Origin of the sequence: Kribbella caucasensis (assembly GCF_004361855.1) — a bacterium.
GTDB classification, from domain to species: domain Bacteria; phylum Actinomycetota; class Actinomycetes; order Propionibacteriales; family Kribbellaceae; genus Kribbella; species Kribbella caucasensis.
Window position 1 is genome coordinate 262,762 of record NZ_SNWQ01000009.1, and the last position, 21,136, is coordinate 283,897.

At 69.2% G+C, this 21,136-nt stretch carries 11 protein-coding genes; 6 read left to right on the forward strand and 5 right to left on the reverse strand.

The annotated features are described in order from the left end of the window. Positions 1 to 4 precede the first annotated feature (4 nt). The 5 genes from EV643_RS20525 to EV643_RS20535 form a co-directional block, all read right to left on the reverse strand. Positions 5 to 4,393 carry a beta-ketoacyl synthase N-terminal-like domain-containing protein gene (locus EV643_RS20525; protein WP_133801706.1) on the reverse strand — a complete coding sequence of 1,463 codons (4,389 nt, stop codon included), beginning with the start codon at positions 4,391 to 4,393 and terminating at the stop codon, positions 5 to 7. Then, positions 4,390 to 6,663, reverse strand: a complete 2,274-nt coding sequence (locus EV643_RS44955; protein ID WP_202869649.1) for an SDR family NAD(P)-dependent oxidoreductase — start codon at positions 6,661 to 6,663, stop codon at positions 4,390 to 4,392. Before EV643_RS44955 ends, EV643_RS20525 begins: the two co-directional genes overlap by 4 nt. Then, positions 6,664 to 10,560 (reverse strand): type I polyketide synthase, encoded by a 3,897-nt coding sequence (locus EV643_RS44960; RefSeq protein WP_202869650.1) that lies wholly within the window; start codon positions 10,558 to 10,560, stop codon positions 6,664 to 6,666. Further along, the gene (locus EV643_RS44965) at positions 10,557 to 11,168 is read right to left on the reverse strand and encodes a beta/alpha barrel domain-containing protein (RefSeq protein WP_202869651.1); all 612 of its coding nucleotides are present in this window, start codon (positions 11,166 to 11,168) and stop codon (positions 10,557 to 10,559) included. Before EV643_RS44965 ends, EV643_RS44960 begins: the two co-directional genes overlap by 4 nt. A 255-nt stretch (positions 11,169 to 11,423) precedes the next feature. Then, positions 11,424 to 14,219 (reverse strand): AfsR/SARP family transcriptional regulator, encoded by a 2,796-nt coding sequence (locus EV643_RS20535; RefSeq protein ID WP_166665516.1) that lies wholly within the window; start codon positions 14,217 to 14,219, stop codon positions 11,424 to 11,426. Positions 14,220 to 14,638: 419 nt separating this feature from the next. Here EV643_RS20535 and EV643_RS20540 point away from each other — a divergent pair, with 419 nt between their 5' ends. From EV643_RS20540 to EV643_RS20565, 6 genes are all read left to right on the forward strand, one after another. Then, positions 14,639 to 15,664, forward strand: coding sequence for a rod shape-determining protein (locus EV643_RS20540; RefSeq protein ID WP_133801708.1), 1,026 nt, complete (start codon positions 14,639 to 14,641; stop codon positions 15,662 to 15,664). 3 nt (positions 15,665 to 15,667) lie between these two features. Next, positions 15,668 to 16,588 (forward strand): rod shape-determining protein MreC, encoded by a 921-nt coding sequence (gene mreC / locus EV643_RS20545; RefSeq protein ID WP_133801709.1) that lies wholly within the window; start codon positions 15,668 to 15,670, stop codon positions 16,586 to 16,588. A gap of 1 nt (position 16,589) precedes the next feature. Further along, positions 16,590 to 17,123, forward strand: a complete 534-nt coding sequence (gene mreD / locus EV643_RS20550) for a rod shape-determining protein MreD (RefSeq protein ID WP_133801710.1) — start codon at positions 16,590 to 16,592, stop codon at positions 17,121 to 17,123. Then, a complete protein-coding gene (gene mrdA, locus EV643_RS20555; RefSeq protein ID WP_133801711.1) occupies positions 17,120 to 19,174 on the forward strand; it encodes a penicillin-binding protein 2 in 2,055 nt (684 codons plus the stop codon). The genes mreD and mrdA overlap by 4 nt, the downstream gene beginning before the upstream one ends. Continuing rightward, positions 19,171 to 20,340, forward strand: a complete 1,170-nt coding sequence (rodA, locus tag EV643_RS20560) for a rod shape-determining protein RodA (RefSeq protein ID WP_133801712.1) — start codon at positions 19,171 to 19,173, stop codon at positions 20,338 to 20,340. Before mrdA ends, rodA begins: the two co-directional genes overlap by 4 nt. A gap of 295 nt (positions 20,341 to 20,635) precedes the next feature. Continuing rightward, positions 20,636 to 21,109, forward strand: a complete 474-nt coding sequence (locus tag EV643_RS20565) for a zinc-binding dehydrogenase (protein WP_133801713.1) — start codon at positions 20,636 to 20,638, stop codon at positions 21,107 to 21,109. The last annotated feature ends 27 nt before the right edge of the window (positions 21,110 to 21,136 follow it).

Genomic DNA, 21,136 nt, shown 5'->3' on the forward strand with positions numbered 1-21,136 from the left:
GTCCTCACTCCTGCTCGTCGTCGGCGGTCCACGCCACGATGTACCGCGCCCCGTTCGGATCCGCGATCCCGGCCGTCCGGACCAGATGCTCGCGGCCGTCGACCCGTACGGTGATCCGGTCGGGCGCCGCCGCGATCACCTCGAACTTCTGCGGATTCCCGCGCAGCCCGGTGCCGAGCGTCTTCGCCATGGCCTCCTTCGCCGCCCAGAACCTGGTGAACCAGACGGCCTCGTTCTCACCCGACGCCCTCGCCGAAAGCAACGCGAGTTCGCCCGGACCGCAGGCGACCGAAAGGGTGCTGGCGGGCGGCTCGACGATCTCCTCGATGTCGATCCCACAAGGACCGGGCCGCACGATCGCGACCCCCGTCTGGCCCCCCTGCGCGATCGACACCGTCAACTCGGGCAGCTCCCGACCGTGGACGCCAACCAGATAAGGCTGTCCCGACGGCCGGTTGTGCACCTGGATCTCGGCCGGGTACACCTCCCAGTCCGATCCCGACGGCGCCGAGTCCCACAACCAGCGTCGGACGGCGTCCTTCGCAGCGATCCGGCCCAGCAACCGTTGACGTTTCCCGGCCGGCGGGCGTTCGGCGTACTGGTCCCGCTCTGTCCCGCCGAGCTGGTTCCGCATGATCAGCTCACGCGTCGCCAGGTCCGGCCATTGCTCGTGCACGATGGTCCAGCCGCCGGGTTGCAGGTCCGACAACAGGTTGCGGCCGGGACGCCGATTCACCGCACGGATCCGCGGGTTGCTGTCGAACCGCCGATCCCGCCAACCGCTGAACTCGGCCCAGACGTGTCCACCAGCGACCAGTTGCATCTCGGCTTCGAGCGTGGTGTAGCTGATCGACGTGATCTTGACCAGGCACTCCAGTTGCTGCCCGGGCCGGGGATGCGGCCCGTAGAACCGGATCCGCTCCAGCTGCACCGGGAAGACCGTGGTCCGCTCCGGCAGCTGCGACATGATCCAGTACCCGAGCACCTGGCCGACGTTGTCCAGCAACGCACCCGGCGCATCAGGAGTTGTCAGTACTGCGCGGACGTGGCGCGCCCCGATCGCAGTCAACTCGGTGACGCCCTGGAACCGCGGCCCGTGGAACATCCACCGCTCGGAGTACAACTCCGCCGCAGTCAACGAGGGCGCTCGTTCCTCCTCGACCTCGAACCGCCAAGCAGCAGGCGCGGTCCGTGGAAAGTCCGGCGCGACCTCGACGACGGCCCGCGAGTACTCGCCGAGCGACACCGCGATCCGGCCGGGCCCGACCGGCTCCACAGCGATCGGTACGTCGACGCTGGGGATCGCCGTGATCCACTTCATCAGCCGGACATCGTGGACCGCGATCGCGCGGGATCCCGGCGCCGCCTGCTCGGCGATTCGCATCAGATGGTCGATCACCGTGGTCGCGGGCACCACCGGCCAGCGATCGCCGTCGTCGGGCCAACCAGGCCGCTGCAGGAAGAAACAGTGGTCGAGCAGATAAGGCATCGAGTCGACCGAGACCCGCAGTACCTCTGGGCGAACCGGGCGGACCGGGCGCGCGGGCCGGGCGACGTGCAGCCGCGGAGCCGACGTCCGGCCGACCGCGATCAGCTCCTTGGCGACGCCCGCGGTCTCCTTCATCAACGCGGAAAGCTCGGCAGCGATCGGGGAATCGGGCAGGTCCAGGTCAGGCAAGCCCACACCCGGCACGTCCGGCCCAGACAGCTTGAGCTGCCGACGCTTGCCGTCGTCCAGGCTGATCAATGGGCCGCCAAGTTCCAGCCGCACCGCCCGCTCAGCCGAAGCCGCTGCCGACTGCCCAGGCTCCAATCCATCCGCCCAGAGCCCGGTCACGACTCGCTGCAGCTGCTCGAGCCCGGTTCGATGAGGCGACTGTGCAGTCACCACCAGATGCTCCTGCCCGTGCAAGGTGTCGCCGATCAGCGACCCCAGCTGACCGACCCCGAGTTGCACGAACCCGCGGAACCCGTCCGCGTACATCGCCTCGATCATCGGCCGGAACCGCACCGGCTCCAGTAGATGCCGCACGAACAACTCGCGGACGTCATCCGCTGCCGCCGGATACAGGCCGGCCGTCGTCGCCGACCAGATCGGCACCTTCTGCGGATGCAGCGTGTACGCCTCCGCGGCGGCGCGGATCGGGTCCAGATAGGGCGCCAGCATCGGCGTGTGGAACCCGGACCGGAACGGCAGCACCTGGCTGATCACCGCCCGCTCCCGGAACCGCGCGACCAGTTCCTCCACGGCCGCTTCAGACCCACAGATCAACGACTGATTAGGCGCGTTGTCGTGCGACAACACCACCTCATGCTGACCTTCCAGAGCCTCCAGTACGACGGCCGCCGGCGCCCCGATCACCGCGAACGCCAGCCCCGGCACCAGCAACGCATCCGGATCGAACCCGGCAAGGAAGGCATCCACTTCGTCGGCGGCATGGATCCCGCCACAGGCCATCGCGGTCCACTCGCCAACGCTGTGCCCGGCCAACGCATCCGGTACGACGCCGACCTTCCGCAGTACCGCGTCGAGCAGTCGGCCGAGTTCCAGCACGCTCTTCCCGTGCCGACCGACATCGCCGACCTCTGCGCGCGCCAGCTCCATGGGCCAACGCAGCCCGAACTCCCGGGCGAGGTCGTCGGCCCGCGGTTCGAACTCGCCTTCCAACCCAGGAAAGACGAACGCGAGCTTGCCGCCGCCGGCACCGAGCAACGGCTTGGGCGCGAACCAGATGTCGTTGCGACCGCGCCACGCCCGTCCCTTGGCGACCGCCTTCCGTGCCAGCGCGAGCTTCTTCTCGGTCGGATCCACGATGCCCAACCGAGTCGGCCCCGGTGCGGATGTTGCCGAGTCCAACCGTGTCGGCCCGGATGCGGCCGCGAGCAAGGATGAGTCGTCCTGATCGAGCAACGCGGCCAGCGCGACGGGATCGCTCGCGGCCAATCGCAGTACCCGCTCCGGTTCCCGCACGATCACGCTCGCCGGGGCGGCTCCGTCGAACTGCTCCAGCACGACGTGGGCGTTGATCCCGCCGAATCCGAACGCGTTCACGGCGGCCCGGCGGCGTACCGGCGTACCGGCTGGGGCTTCCCAGGCGCGGGCGGTCGAGACGGTCTCGAAGCGGGTCTTGGCGAGTGCCGGGTTGGGGTCGTCGCAGTGCAGGGTCGGCGGGAGGACGCCGTGATGCACGGAGAGCGCGGCCTTGATCAGCCCGGCCACACCGGCGGCCGGCATCGTGTGCCCGATCATCGACTTCACCGAGCCGATCACCGCCCGCTGACCGTCCGGCGCGGGGCCGAAGACCTCGGCGAGAGTGGTCAGTTCGGCCGCATCGCCGGCAGGGGTAGCGGTTCCGTGAGCCTCGATCAGTCCGATGGAACCGGCTGCCTTCGGATCGAGCCCGGCTGCCTGCCATGCCTGGCGGACCGCGCGCACCTGACCGCCGGTATCCGGATTCAGCAGGCTCGCGGTCCGGCCGTCGCTGGCGACCCCGGTCCCAGTGATGACCGCGTAGATCCGGTCGCCGTCGCGGTCGGCATCGGCCAACCGTTTGAGGACGACGACGCCGGTGCCCTCGCCGATCAGCACGCCATCCGCGTCCCGGTGGAACGGCCGGATCCGCTCGCTCGGCGACAACGCGCCCAACTGGCTGAACACGCTCCACAGCGTGATGTCGTGACAGTGATGCACCCCACCGGCGAGCACGACGTCACACCGGCCGCTGCCGAGCTCCCGTACGGCGTGGTCGACGGCGACGAGTGAGGACGCACAGGCCGCGTCGACCGTGTATGCCGGGCCGCGGAGGTCGAGGCGGTTCGCCAGCCGGGAGGCAGCCAGGTTCGGCACGAGGCCGATCGCGGATTCGGGCGCCTCCGGGCCGAGCTGATCGGAGAACGCCTGCCGGATCTCGTCGAGCCGGTCGGCACCGAGTTCGGGCATCAGCTCGCCCAGTGTCTTGACCAACTGGCTCGCGGTGCGGACGCGTTGGTCGAGCCGGACCAGCCCAGGGGTGAGGTAGCCGCCGCGGCCGAGGATCACCCCGATCCGTTGCCGGTCCGTGGGCAGCCGCCTGTCGCCGCCCGCGTCCGCGATCGCCTGGGCCGCGACGCGGAGTGCGATCAGCTGATCGGGTTCGGTGTCGCGGACCGAGTTCGGCATGATCCCGAACCCGGTCGCGTCCACCTCGGCATCGACGAACCCGCCGCGCTGGCAATACACCCGGTCGGCCCGACGAGGTCCGTCCGGTTCGTAGTACTGGCTGTCCCAGCGGCCGGCCGGGACATCGGTGATCGCGTCGACGCCCTCGACCAGGTTCCGCCAGTACGTCGCGAGGTCGGGGGCGCCGGGGAACAGCACCGACATCCCGACGATCGCGACCGGCTCGGCCGTCATCGCCACCTTCCGGATGCGCTGTAGATCACCGAAGTGGCCGACTCGGGTCCCCAGGCCAGCTCACGCAAGAGGGTCAGGGCGCCTTCCTCGGGGTCGATCAGCTCGATCCCGCGGGCGGCGTACGACCGCATCAGCTCGGGGGTCACCATGCCGTCGTTGGTCCCGGTCGGTGCCCACGGCCCCCAATGGATGGTCAGCCCGCGGCGACCGTCGACACCGGACCAGCGGTGGCCGAGTTGTTCGAGGGTGTCGTTGGCGCTGGCGTAGTCGATCTGGCCGCGGTTGCCGAGTGCGGCCGCGATACTGCCGAAGAGTACGGCGAACCGCGGGCCTTCCGGCAGGTCGTTCGTTGCGTCGAGCAACGCTTTCGCGCCGTCGACCTTGGTCCGGTAGACGTGTGCGAAGGACTCCGGTGACTTCTCGGCGATCAGCTTGTCCTCGATCACGCCGGCCGCGTACACGATCCCGTCCAGCTTGCCGTGGTCGGCGTGGATCTCCTTCACCGCGTGGTGCACGGCTTCGGTGTCGAGTACGTCGACCGAGTGGTACCGGACCGGGCTGCCCAGCTCGCCGAGCCGCAGGATGGTCGCGCGGACCTCGCGGGCGGACCGGATCTTGGCGATGGCGCGCTCGATCTCGGCGGGGGCCCGCAGGCCGCTGTCGATCAGGGCGGACCGGAGTTCGGCCTCGGTGGTCGCGGCGGCGACGGCGGGGGACTCGTCCTCGATCGGGAGCGGGCTGCGGCCGAGGAGCTCGATCCGGCAGCGGGTGGCGGCGGCGAGGGTGCCGGCGATGCGTGCGGTGATGCCCTTCGCGCCGCCGACGAGGAGGACGACCGAGTCGCGGTCGAGGCCGATCGCGGCGGCTTCAGCGGCGCCGTCCCCGGCCGGTCCCGCACCGGTGCTGCCGAGGTGGCCGAGGCCGGTTTCCTTGAGTTCGAGACCGCGGCGGGTGCCGGCGGAACGGAGTACGACGGGTTCGCGGTCGACGCTGGAGAGTTCGGCGATCAGGCCGTCGGCGAGGTCGGCCAGGGTGGTCTCGGGGGTGTGTTCGACGACGCGGGCGATCGTGTCGGGGTACTCGCGGGAGACCGTGCGGAAGAAGCCGCGCAGACCGTCGCCGGGGCCGTTGGCGAGGAGCCAGCGGGGGTTGGTCTTGAGGATCGCCTGGTAGGTGGGGAAAGCGTCTGGCAGCACGGGTTCTTCAGTGGAGAGGAAGAACGCGCCGTCGAAGGCCGCGGCCGGCTTGGCGGTTGTCTTGGCGCCGAGCGCCTTGAGCTTCTTGGCCAGCGTGATGGCGAGGTCGCCGTCGCCAATGAGGAGGAAGGTGCGGCCCTTGAGTTCGCCGCTGGGGACTTCCGCCTCGGCGAGCTCGAACTCCTTGTGCACAAGGCGCTTCGGCGCAACGATCACCGGCGCAGGGGCGGCGTCCCCGGCCGGTCGGGCGGGCTGGAGTAGCTGCGCCGCGGGCTCTGCGGCAGGGACCTCGGGCTCTTCGGTCGTCGCATCGGCCGGGGCTGCTTCGGTGAGGCCGGCGAGGATTAGGGCGGTGATGCCGGCGGCGGTTCGGGCTTGGGCGAGTTCCTCGATGTCGCCGCCGGTGCTGAGCTGGAGGCGGGTGGCGAGTTCGCCGGCGATTTCCGCCCGCTTGATCGAGTCGACGCTGAGGTCCGCTTCGAGGTCTAGATCCGGTTCGATCATGTCGACCGGGTAGCCGGTGCGGTCGGCGATCACCGCCAGCACCGCGGCGAGGACCGACGCCTCGCTCAGCTCCTGCGTCGGCGCTTCCGCGCCCACCGTCGCGCCAGTCGCACCTACCCCACCTGCCGCGCCCTCCGAGCCGGCACCTGCCGCACGCTCTGGACCCGCCGCGGCGGATGCGGCGGGTGCGCTGACCAGGGCCGGTTGCGGCTCGGCGTAGATGGGCTCTGGATAGGCGGAGGGCGACGGATATGGCGTAGGCGACAGATAGGACCCGGCGGGCGCTGTACCCAGGTAGCCGAGCATGACGTCGCGTTGGGCGGCGATCAGTTCGCGGCTGGTGCGCAGGAAGTCCGCGATCAGGTGGTCCGCCCCACCATCTCCGTTGTGGTACTGGCCGTTCGACATGCTGGGCTCCAAGGCGGGGAGTGAAACGACATGTGCTGGTTGCAGTGCACCGACCGGTACTGCGCCGTCCGCAGTACGAACGAGTTGCCCGTCAACCGTCCAACCAGGCCGGACCGGCCGTACGGCGTGCGCGGCGTCGACCGCATCGCGACCACGGAACAACTAACTGGTCCGTACGTCGACTCCCGCCACCGCGAGCTGGGCCAGTGCGGCGAGGAATCCGGACAACCCGGTACGGCGCTTCGCCTCCAACGCGACGGTCCGGTGCGGCCGATCGCCGAGGATCGCGTCGACCAACCGGGTCAGCACCGAACCAGGACCGGCTTCGACGAACACGCGCGCCCCAGCGGCGTACATGGCCTCGATCTCCTCGACGAAGCCGACGGGTGATCCGATCTGCGCGGTGAGTTCGGCGCGGATCTGCGCGGGGTTGGCCGGGTAGGTGGAGGCGGTGCGGTTCGAGAAGACCGGGAGCTCGGGCGGTAGGACGTCGACGGATTCCAGCGTCTTGGCGAACGTGTCACCCGCGTCGGCGACGAGCGGGCTGTGGAAGGCGCAGGCGACGGGGATCCGCTTGGCTCCGAGTCCGGTGGTGCGGAGGTGTTCGACCGCTTGCTGCACGCCGTCCGTCGTACCGGAGATGACGGTTTGCTTGGGGGAGTTGTGGTTCGCGATCACCACGGTCTGGTCGAGCCCGGCGGCCTTCAGTGCTTCCTGGACTTGCGGTGCATCGGCGGCGACGGCGGCCATCGTCCCGGGGTCGCCGGCATCCGCTGTCGCACCGAGGATCGCTTCCGCCCGCGCGCTGCTGCACTCGAGGAGCGCTTCGGGCGTCAGTACTCCGGCTGCGGTGAGCGCGACCAGTTCGCCATAACTGTGCCCGGCCACCATCGACGGACGGACACCCGCGCGGCTGAGCAACCGGTTCGCGGCCAACCCCACAATCCCAAGCGCAGGCTGGGCCACCCGCGTGTCGGTGATCGCCGCCAGCTGCGCCTCTCGCCCCCGCTCATCGAACGCCGTCGGCGGATAAAGCGCAGCGGTCGTCGTGGCGTCGCCCACGCGAAGGAAGCGCTGTAGCTCAGGGAACGCGAGGAACAACTCAGCAAACATCCCCGGCCGCTGACTACCCTGCCCCGGAAACAGAAACGCAACCTGCCCTGCCGCCTCCTCCTCCGACTCGCGGAGGAAGATCCCGTCGTCAGCCGCGTGCTCGCCGGCAATTGCCCGGCGCAACGAAGCCGCCAACTCGTCGGCACCCTCGGCGAGAATCGCGATGCGAGTAGGCCCGGCCGACACCCCAAGGTCATGCCGCCGAGCGGCACTCAAGGCAAAGTCCCGCAACCGCCACGGCACGCCTGCCTCGACCAGAGCGAGCATTTCCTCTGCGTGTTTTGTTGTACGGAAGAGGAACAGCTCGGCGGGCCACTCGTCGCGCGCCTGCTCGGGCGGCGGGCTGCCGGCGTACGCGGAGAGGACGGCGTGGAAGTTGGTGCCGCCGAAGCCGAAGGCGCTGACACCGGCGACTCGCTCGGCCGGCGCGGCTGCCCACGGCCGGGCCGAGGTGTTGAAGGCGAACGGGCTCGTCTCCGCATCCCAAGCAGGGTTGGGCTTCTTGACATGCAGCGTCGGCGGCTTGATCCCGGTGTGCAGCGCCAATGCGGTCTTGATCAACCCAGCCAGCCCGGCCGCACACTTCGTATGCCCGATCTGCGACTTCACCGACCCGACAGCGCAACCACCCGCCTCGGCACCGGCCTCGGTGAACACCTTCGTCAACGTCGCCAGCTCAGTGCGGTCACCCACCACGGTCCCAGTGCCATGCGCCTCCACCAGCCCGACCTCGGCAGGCGAGATCCCCGCATTGAGGTAGGCCCGCTCGAGCGCACTCCGCTGCCCCTCCGGACGCGGCGCGGTCAACCCCAGCGACCGCCCATCGCTTGCACTGCCAACACCCTTGATCACCGCATAGATCCGGTCGCCATCGCGTTCCGCGTCAGCCAGCCGCTTCAGCGCCACACACGCGACGCCCTCGCCAAGCGCGATCCCGTCCGCGGACTCGTCGAACGTCGCGGACCGCCCGGTCGGCGACAGCGCGTGGACCGACGCAAAGAGCAAGTAGTCGTTGATCCCGTTGTGCAGATCAGCACCACCGCAGAGAACGAGATCACTCGTCCCCAGAGTCAGCTCCTTGCACGCCACATCGACCGCGGCCAGCGAGGACGCGCACGCCGCGTCGACGGTGTAGTTCGCCCCGCCGAGGTCGAGCCGGTTGGCGATCCGGCCGGAGATGACGTTGGCCAGCAGACCGGGGAACGAGTCCTCCGTGAGCTTCGGCAGCTGACTGTCCAGCTCGGCCGGGATCTCCCTGAGGTACGACGGGAGGACGGTACGCAACGTGGTCGCGTTCGAGAGATCGCTACCCGCTTCCGCACCGAAGACCACCGACGTCCGGGCCCGATCGAACTCCCGCGATCCGTACCCCGCATCCACAAGCGCCCGGTGTGCCGCTTCGAGGGCGAGCAACTGGACCGGCTCGATACTCGCCAGCGACGCGGGCGGGATGCCGTAGCGCAGTGGGTCGAAGGGGATCTCGGGCAGGAACCCGCCCCATCGGGACGGAGTACGGTCGCCGTCCCCATCCGGTGCGTAGTAGATGGACGAGTCCCAGCGCTGCGACGGGACCTCGGTGACGGCGTCCACACCCGACAGGACGTTCGACCAGAAAGTCGACAGATCAGGTGCCTGCGGGAACATGCAGGACATCCCGACGACGGCGATGTCGAGCGGCTCGGGTACGGCGGCCGGCGCCGCTTTGACGTTCAACCCGAGCTCGTCCCTCAGCTGATCGGTGCGCTCGGCAACGAAGTCGGCGGCGCCGGTGGTGACGGATGCGTGCAGTTCGGCGATTGTGGTCACCGCGTCTCGCAGTACGGCGACCTCACCGGCCATGAACATGCCTTCGGCGAGCTGACGGGTCCTGTCGACCTGGCGGAGCTCGTCACCGATGCGCTCGATTCCCTTGCTGGCAAGGCGAAGTCGACCCACGTTCAGCTGTTCGAGTTGCTCCCACGCTTCGCGACTCGGCACGTCGCGGTCCTGAAGATCACGTTTGATCGTGGCGTATTCGTCGGTGAACGGGCTGGCCACACACCGCGTCGCGTGCCCGGGGGCCGTCTCAAGCAGATCGGTCCGCTCGGCGGCGATCACCTGCTGCTGGAACAACGGCAAGACCGCGCCCGCCTCGACGGCCTCGGAGGTGAAGAGGTATGCCGTCCCCATCAGTACGCCGACCGCTGCACCGGCCTCGGTCAGGGGAGCGGCCATCGTCGCGACCATGGCGGCCGAGCGCTCGTCGTGGATCCCGCCGGCGAACAGCACCTGCAGCTCGGGCGACTTCTTGCTGGCAGCAACGAAATCGGCGATCACCCCGAGCTGCGCCTCCCACAAGGGGAAACTCTGCCGCGGCCCGACATGTCCACCGCACTCCGCGCCCTCGAAGACGAACTTGCCCGCCCCGGCCTCGAGGAACTGCTTCAGCAGCCCGGGCGACGGCACGTGCAGGAACGTCGAGATCCCCACCTCCTCCAACGCCGCCGCCTGCGCCGGACGTCCACCGGCGATGATCGCGTGCGACGGCCTGATCTCCCGGATCACTTCGAGTTGCGCTGCCTTGACCTCCTCGGCCGCGAACCCGAGCACCCCGACGCCCCACGGCTTGTCGCCCAGCGCATCCCTGGTCTCCTCCAGCACAGCGCGCGTCTGCGCGGCCCCGGACAGCGCGAGCGCGATGAACGGCAGCCCGCCTTCCTGAGCCACCGCGGCAGCGAACCCGGCCTGATCGCTGACCCGAGTCATCGGCCCCTGCACCACCGGCAACGCCCCGAGGGCAGCCGGACCATCCAGCGCATTCAGTACCGCCTCCCGTACGCCGCGCACGGCCGCCCCGACCGTGCCGTACTCCGCCTGGAACCGCGCGGCCAGGAACACGTCCTGCCCGATCGGCTCCTCTGGTCCGCCCTTACCCCGGCGAACCAATGACCGCCGCCCGTCACTCACCGCGGTCTCCGAACCGTCCAACCCAGCGATGACGTCGTCAGCTCCACCGGCAGGTCCGCCTCGGCGAGCAACGCCAACTGCGTGTCCAGTACGACGCCTGCGGCCCCACCCACCACCGCCGCAGACGCAGTACGGGGTCCGATCCCGCCCCAGGCCCAGATCGGCGACTCGATCCGGTCATCCGCCAGCAACCGCTGCAACAGCACGAACGTGCTCAGCTCACCAACCCGGCCGCCGACCTCATGCCCGCGCGCGATCAACCCAGCCGCACCCACAGCGGCCCGAGCTTCCTCAACGCTGGTGACCTCCACCAGGACCCGGCGGTCCGGGAAGTCGGCCGGCGACAGAGTGGGATCGGCAAGCAGCACAGTCGTCGCCGCGGCAGGAAGCTCCGCGTTTGTGAACCTTGCGTCGACCCGCACGCCGAAGGGCGAGCTGACCCATTCGTTGACCAAGGCAAGTTCCTGCCGGCCCGCCGCTTGGTCCGGACCGGTCAGGTCGAGCACGCCGAGAGCGCCGGCCCGCACAGCGGCCGCGACGACACGCGCGGACGGTCTGAGTAGCGGAGTTACGGCAATGACGAGATCATTGTCACGGGCAACGAGCACTTCTTGACGAGGATTTACCACACGCACGTGTGCTCCCACTGGACCGGGCGATTGAACAGTGACGGGGGCACACTCAATCGCTTGCCCGCCTTTCAGTCAACCAATTGACGATGTGAATTCACAGGCTGGGATAGGATGTTGCCGCAGCAACATCTTTCGGCGTGTCTCGGCCAGAACGTCAACGAAACTTAGCGATCACGTCACACCCGCGTCACACACGTGGTGTTGCCCAAGGCAAATTCTTCGACCGGCGAATCAGAGACCGGGGTTCGCCAGCCGGAGTTCGGCGAGTTTGCCGTCGAGGGTTTCGGCGGTGGGGTGGTTGAGGTTGGTCAGCAGGGCGAGCGAGTCCTGCCAGCAGCTGCCGGCGGTCTCGGGGCGGCCGAGTTCGTGGTGAAGATCGCCGAGGTTCTGCAGCATCATGGCCTGGTAGTAGAAGTCGTTCAGCTCGCGGTAGAGGGCGAGGGCCCGGCGGTAACACTTGATCGACTTGTCGAGCGCGGCGAGCCCGCGGTACGCGTAGCCGAGGTTGTCCCAAGTCGCGGCCTCGCCGAGCTTGTGGTCGACCTCCTGGTAGAGCGACTGCGCCTGTCGGCAGTAGTCGAGCGCCTGGTCGTAGTCACCGAACGCGGAGGCCTGGAGCCAGCCGAGCGAGTTGAGCGCGAGCGCCTGACCGGTCCGGTGCCCGGCGGCCTTGAACAGGTCCGAGGCGATCAGGTCGTGCTCGTAGGACTCCTTCAGCCGTTCCTGGTGTGACAGCACGAACGCGACCATCCGCTGGCACCAGGCTTGCGCCACCTGGCTGCCGTCTCGTTCGGCGAGGCGCAGCGCGGTCTCCGCTTCTGCCAGTGCCTCGTCCACCCGGAGTTGCCGGGCAAGTGCGTGCGCGCGGTACCGGTGGGCCATCACCTGGCCGGGGAGGTCCTCGGATCGCTCGCAGGCGTGAACGGCTGTCCCCATCACCTCCACCCAGGTGTTCCACAGTCCACGGCGTTCGAGGAAGCCGGTGATCGTGCGGGCCAGGTGCGTCGCGTGCGCGTCGAATCCGTGCCGAGCGGCGTGCTCCACCAGCACCACCAGATTCGGGTGCTCCAGCTCGAACCAGTCGAACGCCTCCTGGTATCCACAGAAGCTCTCCGAGTACGGCGTACCGCAGGGCTCGGGCAGTTCGTCGGGGTCGCGGTGCGGGCGCAACCACTGGTCACCCGCGTCCGCAGTACGGAGGTAGTAGTCAAGCAGGCGCCACAGGGACTCGCGTTCGATCTCGTGGGCGCCGGCCAGTTCGACGGCGTACACGTGGAGGAGGTCGTGCGAGGAGTAGCGCTCGGGGCGGGGTTGCACGATCAGATGGGCGCGCTCGAGTTCGGCCAGGGCGGGGCGGACGCGGTCGGGCGTCGTACCGGCGAGGGCGGCCGCGGCGGCGACGGGCAGGTCGGGACCGGGGTGGAGGCCCGAGAGCCTGAAGACGCGAGCAGAGCTAGCCGTGACGAGTTGGTAGGACCAGGAGAAGACAGCGCGGAGGTCTGTCGCCTGGTCCTCACCGGCGAAGGCGTCCAAGCCCTGCCGGGTCCGACGCAAGTCGGTCGCTACCGCATCGAGTGACCATGACGGGTGCGCGGCCGCGTGCGCAGCCACGAGTGACAAGGCGAGGGGGAGCCGGGCGGCGAGGGACACCAGTTCTTCCGCTGCCTCGGGCTCGGCCCCGATGCGCTCAGTGCCTACTGCACCTTCCAGGAGGGAGCGGGCCTGGTCCCAATCCATCAGGTCGAGCGTCAGTGGGTGGGCGCCTTCGCTGGCGAGCAGTCCGGGCAGTGAGTTCCGGCTGGTCACTACGACCCGGCACGTGTTCCCACCGGGCAGCAATGGACGCACCTGTGCGGCACTGCGAGCGTTGTCGAGCACGATCAGCAACCGGCGATCGGCCAGCAAAGTCCGGTACAACGCGGCCTGCGCAGCAGCCCCGGACGGAATCCGCCCAGGCGTCGTCTGCAGCGCGTCGAGGAATCCCCGTACTGCGTCCTCCGGGCTGACCTGGTCTCCCGAGGGGTCGAAACCACGCAGATTGACGTACAGCTGCCCGTCGGGGAACTCCACGCTCGCCCGCTCGGCCCACCGCACCGCCAACGCGGTCTTGCCCACCCCCGCGGTCCCAGAGATCACCGCGATCGATGACCGGGGCGATGGGGTGGGGACGGAATTGAGCACAACGGGTCCGAGCAGCACGCGGTCGAGCTCGGCCAACTCGCGGGTCCGCCCGACGAAGCTGCGGCCGACAGTGGGCAGCTGATGCGGAACCACTTCACGCGACGTTCGTACTGCGGCTGCGCGGGCGTCTGTCGCGAGCACCGTCTGGTGCAATCGCCGCAGCGCCGGACCGGGATCGAGGCCCAGTTCGTCGGCGAGCCGTCTGGACGCCTCGCTGTAGGTAGCGAGCGCATCTGCCGGACGGCCAGCGCGGATCTGCGCCTGCATGAGCAGTGCCCAGAGCGACTCGCGCAGCGGATGCCGCCTGGTCAGCCCGCGCAACTCCGACGTCACGGCGGCATGGTCGCCGCGCTCCAGACGGGCGGCGAGCAGCAGTTCGGTCGCGTGCAAGCGCTCCTCGGCCAGCATCGGGACCGCGTCGCGGATGAGCGCACCGGCGGTCAGGCCGGCCAGTGGTTCGCCCCGCCACAGGTCGAGTGCCTGGGTCAGCAGACGGATCCGCTCGGCCGGGTCGGTGGTCGCCGTACTGTCCGCGACCAGCGTGCGGAACCGGACCAGGTCGACCTCGTCCGGCGCCACATTGATCACGTAGCCGGCCGGCTCGGTCAGGATGATCGTGCCGCCGAGCAGAGTCCGCAGGCGGGAGACGTACGTCTGCAGCGCGGACCTGGGCCGGGCCGGGAGGTCCTCCTCCCACAACGTGTCCATCAGCTCCTGGCCGGCGACCACCCGGTTCGGCTGGAGCAGGAGCGCGGCGAGCAGCACCCGGAGCCGGTTCGCGGCCAGCTCGATCCGCCGGCCGGAGTCGTCGACGACCTCGACCGGACCGAGCAGCCGGAATTCCATGCCAGCCATTCTGACCCCGAACCCGGTGAAAGCGCCGCGAAAGCGTCGTGAATGCGCCAACCGGCATGCTCTGCCTCGCGGGGCTGTCGCCATGCCATGACATACCCCGCCCCACCTTTGGGGAGGAGCGCTCGCCTGTCAGGGGAGAGGCGAGACCTGGGGGTGCGGTGGTGCCGCCGGCCAATCCCCGGCGGCACCACCCGGCAACTGCGCACCCCGAACCCCCGCACCCCCCGCACCCCCGCGAATCTCTGGTAGGTCGACCTGGGATCCGGTCGCCTGACCAGCCCGTTTGGGACACCTCGTGAGGGGACCGATACGATTCGTGCCTGGACGGACGGGTCGTGTCGGTCCCCGGGGAGCGACGGGTCCGCGCTTAGCCTGAGATTCCGGGACCCGAGCAGCGGGAGGGCGCCGGCATGGCGAACAGCATGCTCGGCCGCGATATGGCGGTCGACCTCGGTACGGCCAACACTCTCGTCTACGTCCGCGGCCGCGGCGTCGTACTGAACGAGCCGTCCGTGGTCGCGACCCGGACCGACGAACCGCGCGAGGCGGTCGCGTTCGGGCACGAGGCGAAGAAGATGATCGGCCGCACGCCCGGCAACATCACCGCGATCCGGCCGCTCAAGGACGGCGTGATCGCCGACTTCGACGCGGCCGAGCAGATGCTGCGCTACTTCATCCAGCGGGTGCACCGGCGCCGGTACTTCGCCAAACCGCGGATCGTGGTCTGCGTGCCGTCCGGGATCACCGCGGTCGAGCAGCGCGCGGTCCGCGACGCCGGGTACATGGCCGGCGCCCGCAAGGTCTACATCATCGAGGAGCCGATGGCCGCCGCACTCGGCTCGAACCTCGAGGTCCGCGACGCCACCGGCAACATGGTGGTCGACATCGGCGGTGGTACGACGGAGGTCGCGGTGATCTCGTTCGGCGGCATCGTCACCAGCCAGTCGATCCGGGTGGCCGGCGACGCGATCGACAAGGCCGTCGTGAACTACTGCAAGAAGGAGTACTCGCTGATGCTCGGCGAGGCGACCTCCGAGCAGATCAAGATGACCATCGGCTCCGCCTTCCCGACCGCCGACGGCCCGGACTCCGAGATCCGCGGCCGCGACATGGTCTCCGGCCTGCCGCGCACCGTGAAGGTCTCGTCGTCGAGCATCCGGCAGGCGATCGAGGAGCCGATCACCGCGATCGTCGACGCGGTCAAGGCGACCCTGGACAAGACGCCGCCGGAGCTGGCCGGTGACATCGTCGACCGCGGCATCGTGCTGACCGGCGGCGGCGCGCTGCTGAAGGGCATGGACGAGCGGCTCCGGCACGAGACCGGGATCCCGATCCACGTCGCCGAGAACCCGCTGGACGCCGTCGTGCTCGGCGCCGGCAAGTGCGTCGACAACATCGAGACGCTGAACCGCATCCTCGTCACCGACCGTCGCTGAACCATGCTCAAAGACCTCGGCACCCCCGCCCGCGGCCTGGTCCGGTCGGCCGCGCTGCCCCGGGAGATCCGGCGGCGCCGGACCGTCCTGGTGCTGGTGATCCTGGCCTCCTTCACCCTGATCGTGCTCGACGCGCGCCGCTCGGCGGGTTCGCCGGTCGAGCCGCTGCGGCACGCGGCCGCCGCCGTTTTCGGTCCGCTGGAGTCCGGCGCGACCTCGGCCCGGCAGCCTGTGGACAACCTCCGCGACAGATTCGCGGAAGTGGATAGATTGAAGGCAGAGAACGAGAAACTCAAAGCGGACAACGAAAAACTGACCAGCGACCTGCGAACGACCGACTATGCCCGGAACCGCGCCGCCGAGCTGGACCGCCTGCTGAAGGTGGCTCCGGCGTACACGGTGACGCCCGCTCGCGTGATCGGGATCGGGAGTGCACAGAGCTTCAACCACACAGTGACCATCGATGCCGGTACGGCGGACGGGGTGCGACCGGACATGACTGTTCTCAACGGCGACGGACTCGTCGGCCGCGTGGTGCGGACCACCGAGGGGACCGCGACGGTGCTGCTGATCGGCGACCGGAACTCCACTGTCGGCGGCCGGCTCAGTTCGACGATGGCGCTCGGGTTCGTCTCCGGCCGGGGCGAGGTGGCCGGCACGCTCGACTACAAGCTGGTCGATCTGCGGGCCCGGCCGAAGGTGGGCGACCGGATCGTCACCTGGGGTTCGAAGGGCAACGCGCCGTACGTGCCAGGTGTCCCGATCGGCACGGTCACCTCGGTGACGCCGAACCAGGGAACGCTCGGGTCGACAGCGACGGTCAAGTCGTTCGTCGATCCGAGCCGGATCGACCTCGTCGGGGTGGTGACCGGGCCACCCGCACGTCCGCCCCGCAGTACGGTCTCGCCGGAGAAGGGCCGCTGACGTGCCCGCGCTGCGGATCGGGCTGGCCGCCCTGTTCTTGATGATCGCGGTCGTCGTGCAGACCTCGGTGCTGCCGAACATCGCCGTCGCCGGGGTGACTTGCGACCTCGTGATGATCGTGGTGGTAGCGCTCGCGCTGTCTCGCGGGCCCGAGTGGGGAGCGATCGCGGGGTTCGCCGGCGGCCTGATGCTCGACGTGGTGCCGCCCGCGGATCACACGGCCGGGCGATGGGCGCTGGCGCTCGCGCTGAGTGGGTATGTGGCGGGCCTCGTCCGGCGGGACCGATCGGCCGGGCCGGTCGGTCCGCTCGGGGTCGCGCTGACCGTCGTACTGTCGGCTGCCTTGTCCCTGCTGGTGTACTCCGCGACCGGTTCGCTGCTGCACGACCCGGCGGTCGACTGGGGCGAGTTCGGGGTCCGGCTCGGCATCGCCGCGGGGTACGACGTGGTCGGGGCGATCGTGGTGATTCCGCTGGTGATGTGGGTGATGAGCCGGGTGGTCCCGGCCCGCGAGCGGCAACGGGTGCTGCCGTGAGTTTCGACAGCTTCAACCCGGCCCCGCTGAAGGCACGGTTGCGCCTGTTCGTCATCGGGGTGCTGGTCTTCTCGTTGCTCGGCACGCTGCTGGCCCGGCTCTGGTATCTCCAGGTCATCATCGGCGACACGTACGCGTCCGCGGCCGATCTGAACCGCACCCGCGAGGTGCTGACGCCCGCGCCGCGCGGCACGATCGTCGACGCGGCCGGCCGCACGTTGGTGGGCAACCGCGTCTCGCTGGTGATCACGGTCGACCGGTCCGTGCTGGCGAAGCTCACCGACGACCAGCAGAAGGGGGTGCTGACCCGGCTGGCGAAGGTGCTGGGTCAGAAGCCGGCCGACCTGACCGCGCGGACCATGTTGTGCGGTGAGCCGGGTGCGTCGAAGCCGCCCGCCTGCTGGAACGGTTCGCCGTACCAGCCGATCCCGGTGGCGAAGGACGTCAGCGAGCAGGTCGCGATCGAGGTGATGGAGCGCCGCGAGGACTTCCCCGGGGTGGCCGCCGAGACGGCTGCGCTGCGGGCCTACCCGGCGCCGTATGGGGTGAACGCCGCGCACATCCTCGGGTATCTGTCGCCGATCACCACCGAGGAGCTCGACAAGGTGCAGGCGTCCGGCCAGGATCCGGTGATCCACCGATCCGACCTGGTCGGTCGCGCCGGTGTCGAGCGGACGTACGACGCGATGCTGCGCGGCACGCCCGGGGCGAAGACGGTCAGCGTGGACGCCGTCGGGTACACGACCGGCCTGGTGAAGCAGACCGCGCCGGTGCCCGGGTCGACGCTGGTGACCAGTATCGACGCGCGGATCCAGGCCTCGGTGGAGAAGGAGTTGCGCGGCGCGATCCTGACCGCCCGGAAGCAGTACGACAAGATCACCAAGCGGAACTACGTCGCCGACTCGGGCGCGGCCGTGGTGATGGACACCAGGACCGGTCAGATCGTGGCGATGGCGAGCTCCCCGTCGTACAACCCGGGCGTCTGGGTCGGCGGCATCTCCCAGCGCGAACTGGACGCCCTCTACTCCCCGGACTCCGGTACGCCGCTGCTGTCGCGGGCGTTGCAGGGTCAGCTCGCGCCCGGTTCGACGTTCAAGCCGATCACCACGGCGGCCGCGATGGGTGCGGGATACAGCACGCGGACGCGGCTGGACTGCTCGTCGTACTTCGAGGTCGGCAACCGCCGGTTCAAGAACTACGAGTCCGCCTCGTACGGGATGATCGGGTTCGACCAGGCGCTCTCGCTGTCCTGCGACACGTTCTTCTACCGGATCGCGTACGACCTGTGGCTGAAGGAGGGCGGCAACTCCAGCGACGTCAACGCGGTGGACCCGCTGGTGGAGATGGCGAAGAAGTTCGGCCTGGGCCGCCCGACCGGGGTCGACCTGCCCGGCGAGGCGGGCGGCCGGATCGCGGACCGGAAGTGGAAGAAGGAGTACTACGACGCGCAGAAGGACTACTACTGCAAGCTCGCGGAGAACCCGCCGGCCGGGACGTCGACGTTCCTGAAACAGTTCTCCCGGGAGTTCTGTGCGGACGGCTATCGGTACCGCGCCGGCGATGCGGTGAACTTCGCGATCGGCCAGGGCGACACCACGCTGACCCCGTTGCAGCTGGCCACGGTCTACTCGGCCCTGTCTAATGGCGGGATCCTCTGGGAGCCGCATGTCGCCAGCAAGGTGATCGGCCCGAACGGCAAGGCGAAACCGATCCCCGCGAGGGTCCGCGCCCGGCTGCCGGTGCCGGCGGCGACGCTGCGCTACATCGATCGCTCACTGAAGGAGACGGTCCGCTCCGGCACCGCGGCCTGGAAGTTCACCGGCTTCCCGCTGGACCAGGTGCCGATCCGTGCCAAGACTGGTACGGCCGAGGTCTACGGCAAACAAACCACCTCCTGGCTCGCCTCCTACACCGACCGCTACGCCGTGGTGATGATGATCAGCCAGGCAGGCACCGGCTCCGGCGCTTCCGGCACCGCAGTCCGCCACATCTACGAAACCCTCTACAACATCAAGCCCCCCGCCACCCCGCCCAAGAAGGTCAACCAATGAGTTTGCTGACGCCGATCAGGCTGACGCGGGCACGGGCGGATCGGCGGTCCGCGCTGTGGCAGGCGGACTGGGTGCTGGTGGTCGGCGTACTCGCGTTGTCGGCGATCGGCGCGCTGCTGATCTGGTCCGCGACGTACCAGCGCACCTCACTCACCGACGGGAACCAGTACGCCTTCCTCCTCCGGCACGCGCTGAACTTCGCGATCGGCTCGATCCTCGCCGTCGGCGCCGCCCTCACCGACCACCGCCGGGTCCGCATCCTCGCCCCAGTCCTGTACGTCGCATCGCTGCTCGGCCTGATCCTGGTCCTCGTCCCCGGCGTGGGTGCGGTGATCAACGGCTCGCGCTCGTGGATCCAGCTGCCGTGGATGTCGATCCAGCCGAGCGAGTTCGCCAAGCTCGCGGTGATCGTCGGGATGGCGCTGCTGATCGCCGAGAAGGGCGAGACCAACCACCGCGAGAACGCCCGCACCGTCGACGTCGCCCAGGCGATCGCGGTCGCCGCCGTCCCGGTGATCCTGGTGATGCTGCAACCCGACCTCGGCACGGTGATGGTGCTCGGCTCGATCGTGTTCGGCATCATCGCGGTCTCCGGCGTACCGAAGCGCTGGATGCTCGGCCTGGTCACCGCCGCCACCGTGGTCGCCACGCTGGCGATCCAGTTCAACGTGCTGAAGGACTACCAGCTGGCCCGGTTCAAGGCGTTCGCCGATCCGTCCCAGGATCCGCAGGGCATCGGGTACAACATCAACCAGGCCCGGATCGCGATCGGCAACGGCGGCGTCTTCGGTCAGGGCCTGTTCCACGGTTCGCAGACGCAGAACGCGTTCGTCCCCGAGCAGCACACCGACTTCGTCTTCACCGTCGCGGGGGAGGAGCTCGGCCTGATCGGCGCCGGCGCGATCATCGTCCTGTTCGCGCTGATCATCTGGCGCGGACTCCGCATCGCCGTCAACGCCCGCGACGCCTTCCACCGCCTGGTCGCCACCGGCATCGTCTGCTGGTTCGCCTTCCAGGCCTTCGAAAACATCGGCATGACGCTAGGCATCATGCCGGTCACCGGCCTCCCCCTCCCCTTCGTCTCCTACGGCGGCTCCTCCCTCCTGGCTGGCCTCCTAGCCATCGGCCTCCTCCAGAACATCCACCTCCGCACCCACCAGATCTGACCCCATCTCGATGTCCGCTGGACCTTGAACAACATTTGGTGAGCGTGAACAAGGCACGTCACGTTCAAGCTCACCGGTTCCTGTTCAAGCTCCTGGAGTTCTGGCCGGAGTCGGGCTCGGTCGGCCGGCCCGGCTTGCTACGTTGCCGCTATGACCAGGTGGGCCGCGGGGCCGGCGTGAAGGCGGTCGTCTACGACCGGTACGGGTCTCCCGATGTGCTGCGGGTCGAGGACGTCCCAATACCCTCGCCCGCCGCCGGCCAGGTGCGGGTGAAGATCGGTCGGGATCGTTCGCGATCCAGCTCGCCAAGCGGCTCGGTGCTCACGTCACCGGTGTCGACAACGCCGCCAAGCTGGACTTCATGCGGTCGGTCGGCGCGGACGACGTGATCGACTACCGCCGGGACGACTTCACCCGTACCACCCAGCCGTACGACCTGATCCTCGACCTGGTCGCGCACCGGTCGATATTCGCCTATCGGCGTGCGCTGGCACCCGGCGGTACGTATCGATGCGTAGGCGGGTCGGTACCCACGCTGCTGCGAATGCTCATTGGCGGTTGGCTGGTTGGGCGGCTCACCGGTCGCGCAATCGGGATCCTCGCCGTCAAGGAGGGGCCGGCCCACTTCGAGCCGCTCGCCGCCCTCTGCGCTACCGGGGACATAAGGATCCACATCCACCGCACCGTCGCTCTCGACGAGGTTCCCGCCGCGCTTGCTCACGTCTGTGAAGGGCGCGCCCTCGGCAAAGTGGTTGTCGAGCTCTCCTGACCCAATTCGAACGCGTCCGGGCCCGGG